An 18,565-nucleotide genomic window follows, 5' to 3' on the forward strand; every position below is an offset into this window, starting at 1 on the left:
CGAGGCGCCTCTGGAAGGGACGGGCCTTCTGCTTTGCTCAGGTGGCGCGGCCCACGCCCGCTCGCCGCGTCAGCACCTTCTGCAACAGCACGAACGCCAGCAGCAGGCCGCCAATGGCCACGCGGGTCATCCCCGAACTCATCATTCCTTCGTACGTGGTGATGGACGTGAGGATGAGGCCCAGCATCAACACGCCAATGAGCGTGCCGAACACCGAGCCCACCCCGCCCGCCAGCAGCGTGCCTCCAATTACCACCGTGGCGATGGCATCGAGCTCCATCCCCACGCCTTCCAGGTGGCTGCCGCTCGACAGGTAGAAGGTGAGCGCCGCCCCGGCAAACGACGCGCAGAAGCCACTGACGGCGTAGACCGCGATCTTCGTGCGCCGCACCGGCAGGCCCATGAGCAGCGCGGCCTCCTCCCCTCCCCCGAGCGCGTAGACCTCGCGCCCGAAAGGCGTGAGCACCGCCACGTACCACCCCACCAGCACGAAGCCGAGGAACAGCACCGCCGTCACCGGCAGCGGGCCCACGCTGGCCAGGGCGATGGCGGTGTGGCGCGGGTCCGAGATGGAGATGGACTCCAGGTGGATGAGGAAGGCGAGCCCCCGGACGAAGAACATCCCCGCGAGCGTGACGATGAACGGCTTGATGCCCGTCGCGTGGACGATGGCCCCCATCACCGCGCCCAACGTGGTGCCACACACGAGCGCCGCCGCGATGGCCACGTACACGTTCCAGTGCATGTCCATCACCAGCACGCCGATGAGCACGCTGGAAAAGGACATCACCGCCCCGACGGACAGATCGATTCCCCCCGAGAGGATGACGAACGTCATGCCCACCGCCACGATGCCCAGCACCGCGTTGTTGGACAGGAAGTTGATGAAGACCGGCAGCGAGAAGAAGCCCTCGTAGCGCAGGGCCGCCACCGCGTAGAGCAGCACGTAGACGAGCGCTCCCGCCAGCACGGTGATGTGTTTGCGCACGAAGTTCATGCGGCCTCCGCGGACCGGAAGCGGCGCGCCAGCCGCTCGAAGGCGGGCGTCTGCATGAAGCACACGGACAGCGCCACCGCGGCCTTGATGATGAGCGTGTGCTCGGTGATGACCCCGCGCATCTGGAGCATGGTGGTGAGCGTCTGGATGAAGGTGGCCCCGATGAGCGAGCCCACCAGGTTGGCCCTCCCTCCCGTCAGGCTCGTGCCGCCCAGCACGACGGCGAGAATGGCATCCAACTCCAGGTAGAGCCCGGCGTTGGCCACGTCCGCCTCCTTGATGTCCGCCGCGGCGATGAGTCCGGCGAGCCCCGCGCACAGGGAACACGTCATGTGCGCCACCAGCCGGATGACATGCACCCGCAGGCCACACAACCTCGCGGCACGCGGGTTGCTCCCCATCGCCTCGAGGTAGAGCCCCGCCGCGGTCCGGGTCAGCATCAGCCCCACGAGCAGCGCCAGCGCCGCGACGAGGAAGATGGGAAACGGCAGGCCCAGCACCGTCCCATTGCCGATGAACTCGAAGGCCGGCACCTCGAAGCGGATCTTCTGATCATGGGTGAGCGCCTGCGCGAGCCCCCGCCCCATCACCAGCATCACCAGCGTCACGATGATGGGCTGGATGCCTCCATAGGCGACGAGCGCCCCGTTGAAGGCCCCCACCCCCACGGCCAGGGCCAGGGCGGCCAGCACCGCCACGGGCACCGACTGCCCCTGCTCCGTCATCAGCAGCGCCGCGACCGCGCCCGACAGCGCCATCACCGAGCCGACCGACAGATCGATTCCCCCCAGGGCGATGACCAGCGTCATCCCCACGGACAGGAGCATGACGGGGGCTCCGTTCTGGAAGATGTCCACGAGCGTGCCGAAGAGCCGGCCGTCGCGCAGCTCCAGCCGCGCGAAGCCCGGGGTGAACAACAGATTGAAGACGAGCAGCGCCGCGAGCGCCACCCAGGGCCAGAAGTTCCTAGCGCGCATCGGTGTCCTCGCTGGCGATCATCTTCATGACCTCTGGAAGCGTCGTGCGCGACAGCTCCCCCACCTTCTTGCGATCCCGGAACACGGCGATGCGATGAGACAGCCGGAGCACTTCCTCCAGCGCCGCCGAGATGAAGAGCACCGCGAGTCCTTTCTGGGACAGTTGCTGGATGAGCTTCTCGATCTCCCCCTTGGCCCCCACGTCGATGCCACGCGTCGGCTCGTCGAGGATGAGCAGGCGCGGCTCGTACGCGAGCCACCGGGCGAGGATGACCTTCTGCTGATTGCCTCCGCTGAGCAGGCGGATGGGTTGCTCCACCGAGGGCGTCTTGATGCCCAGCTTCGTCACGAACTCCTGGGCGAGCTGCACCTGGCGCGCGTGCGACAGGGTGAAGCCCAGCTTGCGCTGGACGACCAGCGCGAGGTTCTCGCGCACCGACAACTCCGGGAAGATGCCCTCCGCCTTGCGATCCTCGGGCAGGAAGGCCATCCCCCGGGCAATCGCGTGGCGCGGCCCCCTCGGAGACTCCCCATTGATCGTTCCGCTCCGGGCATGGTCGGCGCCGAACAACAGACGCGCGGCCTCCGTGCGGCCCGAGCCCAACAACCCCGCGAAGCCCACCACCTCGCCCTCGTGCAACGTCAGATCGAACGCGGGCACGCCCCGGCGCTCCAGGCCCCGAGCCTCGACGACCACCGGCCGCTGGGCCGGCCCATGCTCGTGCAGCGCGGGCTCCACTTCCTCGGGCACCTTGCCCAGCATGTGCGAGACCAGATCCAGACGCGACAGCTGGCTGGCCTCGTACGTGCCGACGTGCGTGCCGTTGCGCAGCACGGTGATGCGATCGCTCACCCGGTAGACCTGATCCAGGAAGTGGGTGACGAAGATGATGCCGAGTCCCCGCTGCTTCAGCTTCACGATGGTGTCGAGCAGCACCTCCGTCTCGTGGCTGTCGAGACTCGAGGTCGGCTCGTCCATGATGAGCACCCGGGCACGCGTCTGCACGGCACGGGCGATCGCCACGAGCTGCTGCACGGCGGCCGACAACGTGCCCAGCGGCTGGGTGACGTCGACGTGCAGATCGAAGGTGGCGAGGATCTCCTCGGCCTGACGGCGCATGGCCCGCCAGTCGATGCCGAACCAGCGACGGGGGGCGCGGCCGAGGAACAGGTTCTCCGCCACCGTCAGGGTCGGGATGAGGCTGAGTTCCTGGTAGATGGTGCTGATGCCCTTCTTCTGGGCATCGCCTGGCGAGGTGGGATGGAAGTCACGACCCTCGAAGGTGAGGGAGCCTCCATCTCGCGCATAGACGCCGGTGAGGATCTTGATGAGCGTCGACTTGCCGGCGCCATTCTGGCCCATCAAGGAGTGGACTTCGCCCGCACGAACTTCGAGGTCCACGCCCGCCAGCGCGTGGACCCCGGGAAAACGTTTCTGGACTCCGCGAGCGACGAGGATGGGCTCAGTACTCACGCGAGCCGATGACCTGTGCCGCGGTGCTCTGCTCGAAGAGCTGGTCGTGGCTCTTGATGAACTTCTCGACCTTCTCTCCCGCCCGGACCTTGTTGATGGTGTCGAAGACGAGGGGCCCGAGCAGCGGGTTGCACTCGACCGTGGCGTTGAGCTTGCCGGCGACCATCGCCTCGAAGGCGCCCTTCACCCCGTCCACCGAGATGAGCGTCACGTCCTTGCCCGGGTTCATGCCCGCCTCGTCCAGGGCCTGGATGGCGCCCAGGGCCATGTCGTCGTTGTGGGCGTAGACGGCCTGGATCTGCTCGCGGTCGGACTTGATGAAGGCCTCCATGACCTCCTTGCCCTTGGCGCGGGTGAAGTCGGCGCTCTGGCTCTTGATGATCTTCATGTCCGGGTACTTCGCGAGGGTCTCCTCGAAGCCCTTCTTGCGATCAATGGCCGGGGCGGCACCCGTGGAGCCCTGCAGCTCGTAGATGTTGGCCTTGCCGTTGGTCTTCTTGGCGAGCCACTCGGCCGCCATGCGCCCCTCCTCCACGAAGTCGCTGGCGATGAGCGTGGTGTAGAGGCTCTCGTCGCTCGTCTTGATGCCGCGGTCCACGAGGATGACCGGGATGTTGGCCTCCTTGGCGCGCGTCAACACGACCTCCCAGCCCGTCTCCACCACCGGGGCGAGCACGATGGCGTCCACCTTCTGCGCGATGAAGGACGTGAGGGCCTGGATCTGCTGGGCCTGCTTGCCCTGGGCGTCCGCGAACTTCAGGTCCACGCCCCGCTTCTCCGCCTCGCCGCGGATCGAGTTCGTCTCCGCCGTGCGCCAGGCGCTCTCGGCACCCACCTGGGAGAAGCCCACCGTCAGCTTCTTGGCCACCGGGGCGCCGCCCGCGCCCTCCGCGCCCGTCGCCGGCGCCTTGTTCTCCGCGGCCTGCTGCTTACAACCCACCAGGGCGACCATCGCCGCCACGATCATCCATCTCATGTGTCCCTCCAGGTGAGCGGCGAAACCGGTCCGCCGCTGAAATCAACGAAGCTCCACTCGGTGCACCACAAGCGACGGTGTTTCCCGGACACGGCCGTGTCCCTACTGCTCCTTCAACTCATAGACTCGCACGTAATCGAAGGTGGCGACGAAACCTTCTCCACCGATCGACAACAGGCCCAGCCGGGGCGCCGCGCCCAGGGAGTGAGTCCACGTCGCGGTCCGGGTCCAGGTCGTGCCATCCCGACTCGAATACGCGGTGTAGAGTTCCTCGTTGCCCTGGACCCGCCGGGCGATCCGCATCCACACGGTCTCGTCGGCAGGGCCCCCATAGGTATCACCAAAGAGCGGCGCCCCCACCGGCACCTGCTCCGGCGATACCTCCTTCGAGAAGGCAATCTGCCGGGTCTCGTAGAACGAGACGTGGGTCAGCCGCACGTAGTTGTCGTCATCCTTCTGGATGAGCAGACCCGCCTGGACGAAGTTGTGGCAGCAGCTCACCGGCGGAACGTTCAGCGCCATCTTCGTCTCCACGAGAAAGTTCCCCGTGGGAGCGGGTTGCCAGAGCACGGCGGCGGCGTTGTCGCCCTGGTAGATGTCCTTGTTCCGGGTGTTGAAACGGAACTGGCCCGCCTCCACGCCGTAGTCACTCATCACGGGAGGACGCGTCCAGGACCACTTCGGGTCCAGCGAGGAGCCGTTGAACTCGTCCGAGAAGGCGGTCAGCTCCACGCCCGGCAGCTCCTGCTTCGCGAAGACGGGCTCGTAGTGGCTCTTCTCGTTGGCCTGGGCAGCGGGAGCGGGCTGCTCGGAATCCGAGGGCCCCTGGCCTCCGCGCGTCACCGGCCAACCATCCACCCAGTCCAGCGCGTCCATGAGCACCGGCCGCTTGTTGAGGAGATCTCCTCCGCCGGGCGTGCTCGACACGTAGGGGCTGTTGCGGTCGATGCCGTGGTAGACGATCCAATCCTGGCCGCCCGTGTCGGTGAAGACGCTGTGGTGCCCCACCCCCACCCAGCGGTTGCCATTGGCGCCCAGCACGGGCGTGCCGCCCACGCGGTTGTAGGTGAGGCGCACGCCTTCACGATCCACGAAGGGGCCGTAGGGCTGCTTGGAGCGTCCGGCGAAGACGCTGTAGCCGGTGAGCGCGCCCCGGCAGCACTCCGCGGAGGAGGCCAGGAGATAGAAGTACTCCCCATGCTGGATGACGTTGGGCGCCTCGTAGCGGTTGGGGATGGCGACCTCGACCTGGGTGTAGGGATCCGAGGTGAGGCCATCCTCCGAGAGAGCGCGCACCGAGATGCCGCCGTAATAGCTGCCGTAGTAGATGTACCGATCCCCGTCCCGCGTGACGAGGACCTCGGGGTCGTACACCTGCCGCCTGGAGTTGCCGCAGCAGACGTTCTCGTGCGGCTCCACGACGGGCTTGTTCGAGATCGTCCAGGGCCCGGCCGGGCTGTCACTCGTCGCGACGCCGATGGCGCTGCCGCCCTCCAGGGTGTCGGTGACGGTGAAATACAGATAGAACTTGTCGTTGAACCAGGCGATCTCGGGGGCCCAGATGCCGGCGCCGGGCTTCGCCCAATCCGGGAGTCTGGTCAGGGCATCCCCCACGTAGGCCCAGTCGACCAGGTCCTGGGACTTGAGGATGGGCAGCAGGTGGTGTTTGTAGCGGCCCGAGCTGTCCCGGTCCTGCTCGTTCAGGGGGTCCGAGGTACACAGCATGTACCAAGACGTATCGCTGCCCTGGCCGCGGATGAGAGTCGGGTCGGCACAGGTCTCCACGAAGCCTCCGCCCGGAATGGAGGCCCGCAAGGGATTGGTGAAGGTGCGACTCACGGGCGTGGGCGCTGGAGGCGGCTGGGGCTCGGGACCCGGAGGCCCCGAGGGCGTCGGCTCGCTCGGGCAGGCCGTGATGGTCAGCAATGCGAGCACCGGGAGCAGGGCTCCCATCCGGCTCCACCCCCGAGACGAGGACAAACCTCTCCGCATGAACCCTGCTCCCTTCGCTGGATGATGTAACGGCTGTGACTCTCAGGCCGCCCGGTCCCGGGCACCGTGCAAGAGGCCGCGCATCAGATACAGGCGGGTGGAGGGTGTCAAGGACAGCGAGCCGCCCTCTCGCGGGCCTTCCATCCGTTGCACCAGACGCGATGACAATGCATTGCGTCAAAGTCATATGTCCGCTGAAATACACTCCCGAGCAAGAAGCCCAGACATGCAGTGAGTGACACGTGTCCTGACGTCCTTGCTGGATTGACCGGCCGATCCACGCACCGTAGCCTGCCGCCCCTTTTCGCCGAGGACCCCCTTTGATGCGATCGCGCGGTGTCTCGTTTTCCGCGGCCCTGCTCTCGTTGTCCGTGTCCCTGACGCTCGCGGTGACAGGCTGCACGCAGGATGCTCCCAAGCCGCCTCCGGTGGAGCCCCAGCCCCCCGTCGAGCCGCCCCCGCCCCCGCCTCCGCTCGAGGTGACCAACCCGGTGCTCTCGGGAGACTTCGCCGACCCGTCCGTCATCAAGGTGGGCGAGGAGTATTGGGCCTCGGCGACGTCCTCGGAGTGGGCGCCCCAGTTCCCGCTGCTGCACTCGAAGGATCTGCTGCATTGGGAGCAGGTGGGCGCAGTCTTCACGCAGCAGCCCTCCTGGTCCGAGGCCAATTACTGGGCGCCCGAGCTGGCGGTCGACAGGGGCCGCTACTACGTCTTCTACACGGCGAAGAAGAAGGGTGGCCCGCTGTGCGTCGCCGTGGCCACCGCTTCCCAGCCCCAGGGGCCGTACACCGACCATGGTCCGCTCGTCTGCGAGGAGCTGGGCTCCATCGATGGCGCGCTCATCCGCGACGAGAACGATGAGCTGTTCCTCGTCTGGAAGCTGGACGGCAACAGCCGGGGTCTGCCCACCCCCCTCTGGGCGCAGCGGCTGGACGTGAGCGGAAACGAGCCCAAGCTCGTGGGAGACAAGACGCAGATCCTCCTCAACGACACGCCCTGGGAGGGTCAGCTCATCGAGGCGCCGCACCTCATCAAGCGCAATGGCTGGTTCTATCTGTTCTACGCCGGCGCCGGCTGCTGTGGCCGCGACTGCAATTACGCGGTGGGCGTGGCCCGCTCGCGCAAGCTGCTCGAGGGCTGGGAGAAGAACCCGCTCAACCCCATCATGAAGAACAACGAGGCCTTCAAGTGCCCGGGCCACGGCAGCGTGGTGACGGATGCACAGGGCCGCGACTATCTGCTGTACCACGCCTACCGCACCACGGACACGGTCTACGTCGGCCGCCAGGGCCTGCTGGACGTCATCCAGTGGGGCGAGGATGGCTGGCCCACGCTCAACTCGCGCCGGGGTCCGGGCGGCAAGGTGCTCACCCAATTCGCGCCCTTCTCCGATGAGTTCACCTCCCAGTCGCTCGTCCTCGGCTGGCAGTGGCCGAACGCCTTCCCTCCCGTCCCGAGCCTCGCCAACGGGCTGTTGACCCTGGGCGTCCCCACCACGGACCGGGCGGACAGACCCGTGGGCGCCATCCTCGCCCGCTCCACCAACACCGGTACCTACTCGGCCGAGGCCGTCGTGGACGTCACCGGCATCACCCCGGGAGCCCAGGCCGGACTCGCGGCGGTGGGCGATTGGGACAACTGGATTGGCGTCGTGCTCAACGGCCAGAAGGTGGAGGTCTGGCGGCGCTATGAAAGCCAACAGGTCGTGGTTGCCTCTCTCGAGGCGCCCACCACGGCCGACGGCAAGCTCACCCTGCGGATGAAGACGAGGGCCGGGCACCTGTTCCAGTTCTCGGTGCGGAGCGAGGACGGGAGCTGGGTGGACGTGGGCGGCGAGCAGGACGGCGGCATCAGCTACCGCAAGGATGGACCCATCCTCCTGCCGCCTTGGGATCGCGGCGTGCGAGTGGGTCTCACCACCAGTGGGGCTCCGGGCTCCTCCGCCCGCTATGAGTCATTGCGCATCACCCCCGAATAATCGATGAAAGGGAGCGTGAGCCCTTCTTTCCAGGATTTGTTCGGTCATCGGCCGGAGATCGTCACGCACGCCCCCGGCCGGGTGAATCTCATCGGCGAGCACACCGACTACAACGGCGGCTTCGTGCTGCCGATGGCCATCCCCCAGCAGACCCACGTGGAGCTGCGTCGACGGGGGGATCGGCGTGTTCGCGCCTTCAGCACCAACAAGAGCGCCTCGGGGGAGGTCCTCGAGTTCGAGCTCGGCCAGGAGTCCACGGGCAAGGGCTGGCTCGACTACGTCCAGGGAGTCACCCACGTACTCCAGCGCGAGGGATTCCCCCTGTCGGGCGTCGACCTGCGCATCACCTCCGAGGTGCCGCTGGGCAGCGGGTTGTCCTCCAGCGCGTCGCTCGACGTGTGCCTGCTGCGCGCGCTGCGCGAGGCGTTCGCGCTGCCGCTGGATGACGTGCAGATCGCCCTGCTCGGTCAGCGCGTGGAGGTGGACTTCGTGGGCGCGCCGGTGGGCGTGATGGATCCCATGGCCGCCAGCATCGCGGGCCTGAACGTCGCGCTCTTCCTCGACACGCACACCATGCGCTTCGAGCGCGTTCCCCTCCCGCCCGGCGTGGACACCGTCATCATCAACTCGGGTGTCGCGCACAACCACTCGGCGGGTGACTACCGCGTGCGCCGCGCGGAGTGCGAGCGCGCCGCGTCCCAGCTCGGCGTGCCACAGTTGAGGGATTTGACCGAGGCGGATCTTCCCCGGGCCATGGCCCTGTCCGAGCCGCTGGGCCGGCGCGTGCGGCACATCGTGACGGAGAACGCGCGCGTGCTCGCCACCGTGTCGGCGCTGCGCAAGGCGGATCTCCCCGGCCTGGGCCGGCTCTTCTACGCCTCGCACGACTCCCAGCGCCTGGACTACGAGGTGTCCGTGCCGGAGATCGATCTGCTCGTGGACCTGGCCCGGGAGGACGCGGACGTGTACGGCGCGCGCCTCACGGGCGGAGGCTTCGGCGGCTCGGTGGTGATGCTGGCCCGAGCGGGCACCGGTGCCGCCGTGGCCAGGCGGATCGCCGAGCGCTACGCGGCCCGTTCCGGCCAGCGCCCGACGATCCTCCTGCCCGAGCTCTCCGAGGGCTAACGCACCAGGATGTCCGGCCGGGGGCGGCCGTCGATGCTCACGGTGGGCCAGCGCGGGTCCACCGTGAGGATCTCCACCCCGCCCTCGCTGGTGACGAGGGTGTCCTCGATCTTCGCGCCGGGCAGCGACGGGTTCCACGCCAGGGCATTGTGGGGCTGGAGCACGACCTGGGAGCCCGGCCTCGCGATCTCGTCCCGCGACAGGTAGCCGCACGAGCCGCCCTGATGGTGGAAGGCCTCGGCGCCCTTGCGCTCGAGCGCCGCGTACGCCTTCACGAGTGCCTCGTAGCCCTCGCCGAGCGTCGCGCCCGGACGCGAGACCTTGAAGACCGCGGCCTCGACCTGGGCGACGTCCGCGATGAGGTGGCGCTCGGTGGGGGTGGGCTTGCGGAAGTAGACGAAGCGGGTGAGGTTGGCGAAGAGCCCGTGGCGGCGGCCACAGAAGACGAGCATGGCGCGCTCGCCCAGCTTCTCCCGGCTCGCCGTGGCGTGGCGGTGCAGGGGCAGGCGGCGCTCCTCGCCCACCAGGGTCAGCGCGGGGTGGATGCCCCGAGCCCACAGGGCCTCGGCGCCCGCGCCCGCGAGCTGCCAGCCCGTCCACTCCGGCTTCGCCGCGAGCAGCACGTCCGTCATCGCCTCCGCCGCGTCACGCCCGAGCACCCGGTAGCGCGCCAGCTCCTGGGGCAGCAGTGACCAGCGGGTGTGGAGCAGTTCCTGGGGCAGCGGCACCTCGCCCTTCGCGGGGCGATCGGACGCCACCGGAGCCTTGCCCGCGCGCGCCGCGACGAACGTCTCGCGCTGGGCCTTGTCCTGCCACGGACCGGACCACACGGTGAGGCCTGGGGGCACCTCTTCCTCCTCCATGCGAGCCGCCTCGATGGCGTCCGTCAGCACCCAGGCGCCGTCCCGGGTGATGAGCACCTCGGCCACGCCCACGTCGGTGGAGAGCAGGACGACGTTGGAGCCCCCGCAGGTCGCCCAGGCGAACCAGTCCACGCCCCGCAGCCGCACCGCGCCCAGGCCGTGCTTCTCCAGCACCGCGCGCACGCGCGACAGCTTGGTCTCCAGCTCGGAAGGATCGAAGCGCGGCGTCTCCGACGCGCCCGCGGTCACCCGGGCGGAGGCCGCCTGGAGCCGCTCGCGCAGCCGGGGGACGACGTAGGACAGATCCTCGGGCGCCTTCACGGGCTCGAAGCGCGAGGTGACGGGGTTGTCACGCGGCACCTCGATGAAGGCCACGGAGAGCAGCGGGCGGTTGTCGGGGCCCACGACGGTGCTGGCCTCGCCCGTGACCTGCTCGAGCTGCAACACCTCCTGGCCCTCCACCTTCTTGCGCGCCACGCGGTAGGGCAGATCGATGCTCTTGTGGATCAGCGCCTCCAGCGCGAAGGCGATGTTGTTGGTGTTGATGAGCCGGTGCTGCTTGGGATCGATGTGCTCGATGAGCTGGGGGTGATTGCCGATGCGAACCGGGGCCGCGCCCGTGTCGAGCGCGCCGTTCTGGTTCGCGCGCGGCGTCACCTCCACCGTCATCTCCCGGCCGAGCTTGAGGTGCAGCCCGACGATGATGGGATCCAGCGTCGCGCCCACGTTGTCGATGTTGGAGAAGAACACGTGGCGCACGCCGCGCCGGTGCAGCTCCGCCGCCGTGCCGCTCTCGCGGAGAGCCCGGAAGAAGTCCCCGTGTCCGGACGGGGACAGGGACAGCTCACCCGCCTTGTCCCGGAACAGCTCCCAGTTGGGCGTCAGCCGCGGCAGCATCCGCTGCTGGAACAACAGGACGTCCCGGCCCAGACCCCGCGAGCGCACGAACGCCTCGATGCCCTCGTGGGTCAGCGGCGAGGTCATCAGCACCACGGGTACCGGGGCCCCGTGGCGCTGGGAGACCTGGTGCACGTCCTCCAGCCGCACGTCCAGGAAGGTGCGCTCGTCGATGAGCGGAGCCAGGGCCTTGACCGCCCCACCGAAGCGGGTCCCCGCGCCACCCACGAGGATGACCATGGCGACCTCACCCCGCCGCAGGGACTCCGAGCCCAGGCGGAGACATTCCTCGTACAGCGACGTGCCGGGCGCGGGCACGGCCTCGATGTCGGAGGGATCCAGCGGGCGCAGTTCCACCGCGGGCGTGGAGGGTCCGGCGCTCTGCTGCTCCTGTCGGACCTTGGCCACCAATTCCTGGAACTTCGTCGGGTCGAAACCTGGAGACGTGTCGGTCATAGGTGGGCCCGGTTTAAGCCCTGCACCCTCACGCGGCAACTGGGTTTCATTGACCTGGGTGGCATCCCAGGCAGAGAGTTGTCTGCGTGATCTTCTCCCTGGTGGCCGCGGTCCTCACGTCCCAGTCCCCCCTCCCACCGCCCGAGGCATCCGGGCCCGAGGAGCCCGACCGGCGCCAGCAGACGGTCGTCACGGCCTCGCGCGCCGAGCGCAAGCTGGAAGACGCGGTGGTGGCCACCGAGGTCATCACCCGCCAGCAGATGGAGGCCACCGGGGCGAGGGACCTGGGACAGCTCCTCCAGCAGCACCCGGGCGTGGAGCTCGTCTACACCTTCCGGGGCGTGGGGCTGCGTCTGCAAGGGTTGGATCCCGAATACGTGCTCATCCTCGTGGATGGCGAGCGCGTGAGCGGCCGGGTGGGCACCACGCTCGACCTGGGGCGCTTCAGCCTGCGCGAGCTGGAGCGGGTGGAGATCGTCAAGGGGCCGGCCGCGGCGCTCTACGGCGCGGATGCCATGGGCGGCGTGGTGAACCTCATCACCCGCCGCGTCCAGCGCCCCCTGGAGGCCAGCGCACGGGGCCTGTTCGGCACACTGCTGGAGGGAGATGTCCGCGCCAACGCGGGCACGAAGCAGGGGCCCTTCGAGGTGCGCGTGGGCGGAGGCTACCGCACGAGAAATCCCTATGACTGGGAGCCCCAGGACGCGGCGACGAGCGGCGCCGGGTTGAAGCGCTTCGATGGGGACGTGGCACTCGCCTACGCGCCGGATGACCGGTCGCGGGTGTGGCTGCGCAGCGGCTACAACCGGCGCGACGAGAACGCCGTGGATCTCAACCCCTCGGGGGCCGTGCTCGACCGGCGGCAGCGCCAGGAGCAGTTCGACCTCTCCCTGGGCGGCCAGCACCGATTCTCCGGCGGCCCCTCCCTGCTCGCCCGGGGACACTTCGGCCTGTTCCGCGAGCAGCTCCTGCAGGACCAGCGCGGCTCGCGCGGGCTCGATGACTATTCGCAGAACCTCACCCGGCTCTACGAGGGCCTCGTCCAGGCGGATCATCGCCTCGGTGCCCATGCCCTCACCGGGGGCGTGGAGCTGCTCGGCGAGCGGCTCACCTCGGTGCGGCTCGACCAGAGTCCCGTGTTCCGCCTCCGGGGCGCCGCTTTCCTCCAGGACGAGTGGGACGTGGCCCTGGGCGCGGAAGGCACGGGGCCGAAGCTGAAGATCGCCCCCGGGTTCCGCTTCGATCTGGACTCGCAGTTCGGTGGAGCGCCCTCGCCCCGGCTCGCGCTCAAGCTGGATCCGAGCCCGGCCCTCACGGTGCGCGCCTCGGCGGGACTCGGCTTCCGTCCGCCCTCGTTCCAGGAGCTCTACCTGCGCTTCTCCAACACGGGCATCGGCTACGTGGTCTCGGGCAACCCCGAGCTCACGGCCGAGCGCTCCGTGGGCGTGAATGTCGGCGTGGACTGGCGGCCACCCATCGACGGGTGGCTCTTCTCCGCGAGCGGCTTCCACACCCAGCTGCGCAACCTCATCAACGTCACCGCCACGGGCGAGCCCAACCCCGACAACCCCGTCACCTTCAACTACGAGAACGTGGCGCGCGCCTATACCCAGGGCATCGAGCTCAACGGCCGCTTCCGGCTCCCCGTGCGCTCGACGTACCTCGACCTGGCGTACATGTTCCTGGACGCGAGGGATCTCACCCGGAACCGACCGCTGGAAGGCCGCTCGCGGCACCGCGTCAACGCGCAACTGTCCACGCGCTACCGCCCGTGGAACCTCGAGGCCGTGGTGCGCGGCTCGTGGGTGAGCGCCCGGCCCTACTACCTCGGCATGGGAGGAGGCTTCGCCAACGTGATCGGCGCCGGGGACGAGACGCGCGTGGGCGTGCCCGCCTACTTCGATCTCGAGGCCCAGGTGACGTACCACTTCAAGGCGGGATTCGAATTCTTCGTCAACGGTTACAACCTGTTCAACGCGGGCGATCAGCAGTTCAACCCGCGTCCGCCACGTGGCGTGCTCGGGGGTGTGCAATGGGAATACTGACGCGGACTCACGGAGCACTGCCCTTCATCGGGCCGATGACGGGGCTCCTGTTGGCGGCGTGCGCGCCGGACCTGCGCGAGGACTACCCCTTCGATGGACAGATCACCACCGGGCCGCTCGTCGAGGTGACGCTCCAGGAGGACGGCAGCCACGTCGCCCTCATCGACGCGACGAACAAGTCCGCCCAGGTCTACTTCGACATCGACGAGGGCCGGGAGATGAAGACCGACGAGGCCCTGGAGAGCAACGAGTGGGACCTGGCCTTCCAGCGCTTCACCGTCACGATGAATGGAGGCGGAGGCAACCCGGCGGGCTCGGTGCGTGTGGCCGTGCTCCAGGGGCAAAGTTGGGACGCACTCACGGAGGCGCCCACCGAGGGCTACCAGCAGGACGCCTCCGAGACGGTATTCAACGGCGCGCAGGGCGGCTGGTACGTCTACGATCTCGTCAAGCACCGCCTCCAGCCGCGCGATGAGTTGCTCTACGTGGTGCGCAGCAGCCGCGGGAAGTTCTTCAAGCTGAAGATGCTCGCGTACTACGACGCCGCGGGCACTCCCGCGCGGCCCTCGTTCCGCTACCAGGAAGTGGCGGCCCCTCCCTCCCCTCCCTGAGCCGCGCCCTCAGGGGGCGTGGACTTCCGGCTGCGCGAGCGGCGTGTACGGCAGGAGCCGGGCCCGGCACGTGGGGCCCACGAGCGTCAGCGCTCCCTGGGCCGCGAGCGACAACAGGGGACGGAGCAGATCGCTCTCCTCGAGCGAGGACGTGTGCAACGGCACGCTGAAGCACAGCGCCTCGCCTTCGTGTCGGGGCTCACTCGGAGCGAGCGCCTGGATGAGCCGGTTCATGGGCTCGTTGCCCGGGAGCACGCGGAACTCGAAGCGCTCCACGCCCCGCTCGCGCGCGGCCTGGACCAGGCCGTCCATCAACAGGCGGCCGATTCCCTTGCCCTGGGCATCGTCCACCACGGTGATGGCCGCCTCGGCGACCTCGGGCATGTCCGCCAGCCGGAAGAAGCGGGCCACGCCCAGCCCCACCTCCCGCCCCAGGTCATCCCACGTCACCACACCCAGCGCGACATGGCTCTCCCCATCCACCTCGCTGAGGTAGCGCAGCTCCTCGTCCGTCAGCCGGGGCTTGGCGGACAGGAAGCGCTGGTAGCGGGCCCGCACGGACAGCCGCCCGAACCCCTCTCGCAGGAGATGCGCGTCCTCGCGCCGCACCATGCGCACCTCCGCCCACGTCCCATCCTCGAGCATCACCCGCTCTCGAAACCCAGGATGAAAACGACGATAGGACCCCATGGAGGACCTCCCGCTCCTTTCCTAACAACTTGAGACCCACGCCGCATTGCGTCAAGACACCTGCCCTCCCGGGTGGCGCCAATGGACTTCAGTGGACAGGAGGGGGGTTTGGAAGTTGACGGCGGATGGGGCTGAATAGAGGGGCCGGGTCCCCGTCCGGAGCGCCACTACCGCTCGCCCGCCACCCTTCGCCATGAACACCCCCTCGTCCCCACTGCGACTCACCTCGGTCCTCACCCTCCTCCTACTGGGCGGCTGTAACAGCGCTTATCGGGAGGCCTTCAACCGCGCCCGGGAAGCGGCCATCCGCGGCGACTTCCTGACCGCGGCGCGCTCCTACCGCGACGCCTGCCGCGCCGCGCCCGATGACGAGGATGCGTGCGGCCGTGTCCCCCTCTTCTCCGTCAAGGCCACGGATCAGGCCATCACCACCGCCCGGCCGGGGTGTGACGCGGGAGAGCTGGATCGCTGCCTGCCGCCGCTGCTCGACGCGCGGGAGCTGCTGCCCGAGCACGTCGAGGTCAACGCGATGCTCGAGAAGGCGAGCCAGTTGCACACGGAGCGCTGCGCCAGCCAGTGGAAGGAGGACGGCTCGGTGGGCTCGGCCGTCGCGGGCTTCGCGTGCCTCCAGTCCCGGGGACACCAGCTTCCCGTGGTCGCCTACCAGGATCTCCTCGCCTCGCGCGCCAACCAGCTCTCCGAGCGCTTCGCGACGCTCGCGACCACCGCGCGCTCCCGGGGAACGCAAGGCGCCGCCGCCGCGCTGTGGACGACGGCGCAGTGCCTGGCCCCCTCGGACACCACGGGCGCCGAGTTCCAGCGCGCCCAGCAGGACTTCCTCTCCCAGAGCAGCATCCCCGTGGAGACCCGACTCGACGGCCCCATCTACCGTCCCATCGCCCAGAGCCTGTCCTCTCCGTGCATGAGTCTGTCCTCGAGCCTGCCCCGGGGAAGCCGGTGCGCCGAGAGCGGAACGGTGTCCGGCCAGCCCTCGCCGCTGCGCCTCCAGGTGGACGCGGTCGTCCAGCGCGTGGTGGAGAACATCACCGAGGACGTGAACCACGTGAACTATGTGAGCGGCACGCGGCAGGTGCCCAACCCCAGGTTCGAGCGGGCCCGCGATCGGCTCGGAGACGCCGAGCGCGAGCTGCGGAGGGCCGAGCGGGCCTTCGAGGAGAAGGACAAGGAGTGCAAGAAGAACCCGCCGGCGCACGATGCGACGTGCGTGGGCTGCCCGGACTCGCCCCCGGCGAGCACCCCCGCGTGTGACGAGGCCCGCCGGCTCGACGAGGAGCGCAAGCAGAAGGTGGCGGAGCGGGAGGAGGCGGGCCGGGCGCTGGACGGCCTCCCCGAGACCGTGACCGAGGACGTCCACGACACCTTCACCTACTCCGTGCTGACGCACGACTGGCGCTCGCCCTACCAGTTCACCCTGCGCGCGAACACCCCGGGGGGCTCGCCGCCGGTGCAGGATGCCGGGGAGCTGCGCTTCTCGGACGCGGAGCACGTGGGCTTCAGTCCCGCCGGCATCTCGGCGGATCCGCTCGACGTGCCGCCCCCCCACGCCTTCGCGAACGCCTTCCTCGATCGGCTCGCTCCGCACGTGTTCGCGGCGGTGCAGCACGACGCCCGGGTGCGAGGCGCCGCGCGCCGCTCCGCATGCAATGCCCTGCCCGCCAACTGGAACACCGACTGGGTGCAGTGCTGGGCGGAAGCCACGCTCTGGGAGAACGGCTCGGAGCCCGCGCCCGACGAGTTCCTGCGGCTCGTCGCCTCCAGCACCGGAGCCTCCGAGCAGCCTCGGTGCCGCTAGGCGGCCAGGCGACGGGCGAGGTGCCCCCTCCGCCCGGGCGAGCCGGAGTCCTCGAACCTCCCGGCTCGCCGTACTGAATCCCACACGTCATCCGCCGCCGGAAGCGGCTCCTCCGTTTCACTGGAGGAAAAAAACCGGGTGGATTGTCGCGATGGGTGTCCCTCTCTACTGTTGCCAGGCGAAGTCATACACGCCGTCACAGTCACGCGAGGACGCACCATGATGCCTGCTTCTCAGATGCCCATGCCCATGCAGTCTGGAATGAACCCGATGATGGGCGGGATGATGCCCATGCCGATGATGGGCATGAACCAGATGCCGATGATGGGCATGAACCCGATGATGGGCGGGATGATGCCCATGCCGATGATGGGCATGAACCCGATGATGGGCGGGATGATGCCCATGCCGATGATGGGCATGAATCAGATGCCGATGATGGGCATGAACCCGATGATGGGCGGCATGCCGATGATGATGCCCATGATGATGCGCATGCCGATGATGTGCCGGATGACGATGGAGATGGGCAAGGACGGCATGATGTGCCGGATGATGCCCATGGATGCGTCGCAGATGGACATGATGAAGGAGTGCTGTGAGGCGATGAACTCCATGATGGCCATGGGGATGCCGATGATGATGATGTGTAACGGCATGCCCATGATGATGGGCACCATGATGGGCCCCACCAAGTAGTCCGCGCCCCCTCGGGCACGAAGCACGAGAGCCGGCGAGCCGCCCCACGGGGCCGCGCCGGCTCTCGGCGTTTCCGGGGCCACGGAGTGCCCGCTCAGCCGACCGTTTCCGCGTACGTCATCACCAGGTACATCACCGCGTCCGCGTTGCCGGTGTTCCGGTAGACATGCGCCACGTCCGCCTCGAACAGGATGGCGTCTCCCGCGTTCAGCACGTGGCGCTCCTCGCCCCGGTCGATCTCCACCGTGCCCGACGTCACCACCAGGTTCTCCATGGTGCCCGGCGGGTGGGCGTCCGCCGCCTCCGTCGCGTGCGCGGCCAGCCGCAGCTCGTAGAACTCCACGCGCCGGGGCTCGTCGAACGGAAAGAGCGCCCGCGACACGAACTTCCCGTCATGGGAGGACAGCCGCTTGGACTGCTGGGAGCGCATCAGGCGGGTGCCCGTCTGGGCCGTGGTGCTGATCAGCGCCGAGAACGGAATGCCCAACGCCCGGGCAATCTTCCAGATGACGTTGATGGTGGGCGCGCTCTGTCCCAGTTCGATCTGCCCCAACATCGCCCGGCTCACGCCCGAGGCCTTGGCGAGCCGCTCCAGGGACAAACCCCGCTGGGTGCGCAGCCGACGCAGGTTGCGTCCGACGATGGGCGCCAAGTCCGTGGACGCCTCCGCGTGCGCGACCTCGTAGGCCCACTCCTCCTCGGAGGTGGGGGCATCGGCCACGGGCGGCTCCACCTTCTTCGCGCTCGACTCCCGCTTCCGGCCCTTGGCCGGAGCGACCTCGGCTTCCTCCGACGAGGGAGGGGTGTTTTCTCGAACCGATTTCACGTCGGCCAGACCATGACCCACACCCACACCGGCGTCCAGCGGTGCATGGGCATGTGTGTCCAGGCCGACGAGGCCCTGGGCTCGCGCCGCTTCCGGAACTCTTCGAGGTTGATGACTTCGGCAGCCTGATTCATGAGGAAGTGTC

General features: G+C 68.6%; 16 protein-coding genes. 5 read left to right on the forward strand and 11 right to left on the reverse strand.

Going from position 1 to position 18,565, the window contains the following annotated elements; translation table 11 throughout:
• Positions 1-37: 37 nt before the first annotated feature.
• From CYFUS_RS34950 to CYFUS_RS34970, 5 genes are all read right to left on the reverse strand, one after another.
• Complete coding sequence (locus tag CYFUS_RS34950; RefSeq protein WP_095989168.1) at positions 38-997, reverse strand: ABC transporter permease subunit; 960 nt, start codon at positions 995-997, stop codon at positions 38-40.
• The gene (locus CYFUS_RS34955) at positions 994-1,974 is read right to left on the reverse strand and encodes an ABC transporter permease (protein ID WP_095989169.1); all 981 of its coding nucleotides are present in this window, start codon (positions 1,972-1,974) and stop codon (positions 994-996) included. Before CYFUS_RS34955 ends, CYFUS_RS34950 begins: the two co-directional genes overlap by 4 nt.
• The gene (locus tag CYFUS_RS34960; protein ID WP_095989170.1) at positions 1,964-3,448 is read right to left on the reverse strand and encodes a sugar ABC transporter ATP-binding protein; all 1,485 of its coding nucleotides are present in this window, start codon (positions 3,446-3,448) and stop codon (positions 1,964-1,966) included. Before CYFUS_RS34960 ends, CYFUS_RS34955 begins: the two co-directional genes overlap by 11 nt.
• Positions 3,438-4,424 carry an ABC transporter substrate-binding protein gene (locus tag CYFUS_RS34965; protein ID WP_095989171.1) on the reverse strand — a complete coding sequence of 329 codons (987 nt, stop codon included), beginning with the start codon at positions 4,422-4,424 and terminating at the stop codon, positions 3,438-3,440. The genes CYFUS_RS34960 and CYFUS_RS34965 overlap by 11 nt, the downstream gene beginning before the upstream one ends.
• A 102-nt stretch (positions 4,425-4,526) precedes the next feature.
• On the reverse strand, positions 4,527-6,377 hold the full coding sequence (locus CYFUS_RS34970) for a family 43 glycosylhydrolase (protein ID WP_095989172.1): 1,851 nt from the start codon (positions 6,375-6,377) through the stop codon (positions 4,527-4,529).
• A gap of 362 nt (positions 6,378-6,739) precedes the next feature.
• On the opposite strand from CYFUS_RS34970, the gene CYFUS_RS34975 reads away from it, so the two are divergent.
• Both CYFUS_RS34975 and galK read left to right on the forward strand, forming a co-directional pair.
• Positions 6,740-8,395 (forward strand): family 43 glycosylhydrolase, encoded by a 1,656-nt coding sequence (locus tag CYFUS_RS34975; protein ID WP_095989173.1) that lies wholly within the window; start codon positions 6,740-6,742, stop codon positions 8,393-8,395.
• A gap of 15 nt (positions 8,396-8,410) precedes the next feature.
• Positions 8,411-9,520, forward strand: a complete 1,110-nt coding sequence (galK, locus tag CYFUS_RS34980) for a galactokinase (RefSeq protein ID WP_332468311.1) — start codon at positions 8,411-8,413, stop codon at positions 9,518-9,520.
• Here the strand turns inward: galK and CYFUS_RS34985 are convergent.
• On the reverse strand, positions 9,517-11,688 hold the full coding sequence (locus tag CYFUS_RS34985) for a UTP--glucose-1-phosphate uridylyltransferase (RefSeq protein ID WP_232536982.1): 2,172 nt from the start codon (positions 11,686-11,688) through the stop codon (positions 9,517-9,519). The two genes, galK and CYFUS_RS34985, sit on opposite strands and share 4 nt — an antisense overlap.
• A gap of 134 nt (positions 11,689-11,822) precedes the next feature.
• On the opposite strand from CYFUS_RS34985, the gene CYFUS_RS34995 reads away from it, so the two are divergent.
• Positions 11,823-13,781 (forward strand): TonB-dependent receptor plug domain-containing protein, encoded by a 1,959-nt coding sequence (locus tag CYFUS_RS34995; RefSeq protein WP_095989175.1) that lies wholly within the window; start codon positions 11,823-11,825, stop codon positions 13,779-13,781.
• Complete coding sequence (locus CYFUS_RS35000; protein ID WP_095989176.1) at positions 13,769-14,392, forward strand: HmuY family protein; 624 nt, start codon at positions 13,769-13,771, stop codon at positions 14,390-14,392. The genes CYFUS_RS34995 and CYFUS_RS35000 overlap by 13 nt, the downstream gene beginning before the upstream one ends.
• 9 nt (positions 14,393-14,401) lie before the next feature.
• On the opposite strand, the gene CYFUS_RS35005 is transcribed toward CYFUS_RS35000, so the two are convergent.
• Positions 14,402-15,082, reverse strand: coding sequence for a GNAT family N-acetyltransferase (locus CYFUS_RS35005; RefSeq protein ID WP_095989177.1), 681 nt, complete (start codon positions 15,080-15,082; stop codon positions 14,402-14,404).
• Positions 15,083-15,275: 193 nt separating this feature from the next.
• Here CYFUS_RS35005 and CYFUS_RS35010 point away from each other — a divergent pair, with 193 nt between their 5' ends.
• The gene (locus CYFUS_RS35010) at positions 15,276-16,895 is read left to right on the forward strand and encodes a hypothetical protein (RefSeq protein WP_095989178.1); all 1,620 of its coding nucleotides are present in this window, start codon (positions 15,276-15,278) and stop codon (positions 16,893-16,895) included.
• Positions 16,896-17,128: 233 nt separating this feature from the next.
• Here the strand turns inward: CYFUS_RS35010 and CYFUS_RS51190 are convergent, their stop codons facing one another.
• The 4 genes from CYFUS_RS51190 to CYFUS_RS51945 form a co-directional block, all read right to left on the reverse strand.
• Positions 17,129-17,317: a hypothetical protein gene (locus CYFUS_RS51190; protein ID WP_157758839.1), complete on the reverse strand. Its 189-nt coding sequence runs from the start codon at positions 17,315-17,317 to the stop codon at positions 17,129-17,131.
• A 3-nt stretch (positions 17,318-17,320) separates the two neighbouring features.
• Entirely contained in the window at positions 17,321-17,575 is a 255-nt protein-coding gene (locus tag CYFUS_RS51195) for a hypothetical protein (protein WP_157758840.1), read from the reverse strand.
• A 113-nt stretch (positions 17,576-17,688) separates the two neighbouring features.
• Positions 17,689-18,420, reverse strand: coding sequence for a helix-turn-helix domain-containing protein (locus tag CYFUS_RS35020; protein ID WP_232536983.1), 732 nt, complete (start codon positions 18,418-18,420; stop codon positions 17,689-17,691).
• On the reverse strand, positions 18,417-18,554 hold the full coding sequence (locus tag CYFUS_RS51945) for a hypothetical protein (RefSeq protein WP_187344977.1): 138 nt from the start codon (positions 18,552-18,554) through the stop codon (positions 18,417-18,419). Before CYFUS_RS51945 ends, CYFUS_RS35020 begins: the two co-directional genes overlap by 4 nt.
• Positions 18,555-18,565 lie beyond the last annotated feature (11 nt).

The organism is Cystobacter fuscus (assembly GCF_002305875.1).
Lineage (GTDB): Bacteria > Myxococcota > Myxococcia > Myxococcales > Myxococcaceae > Cystobacter > Cystobacter fuscus_A.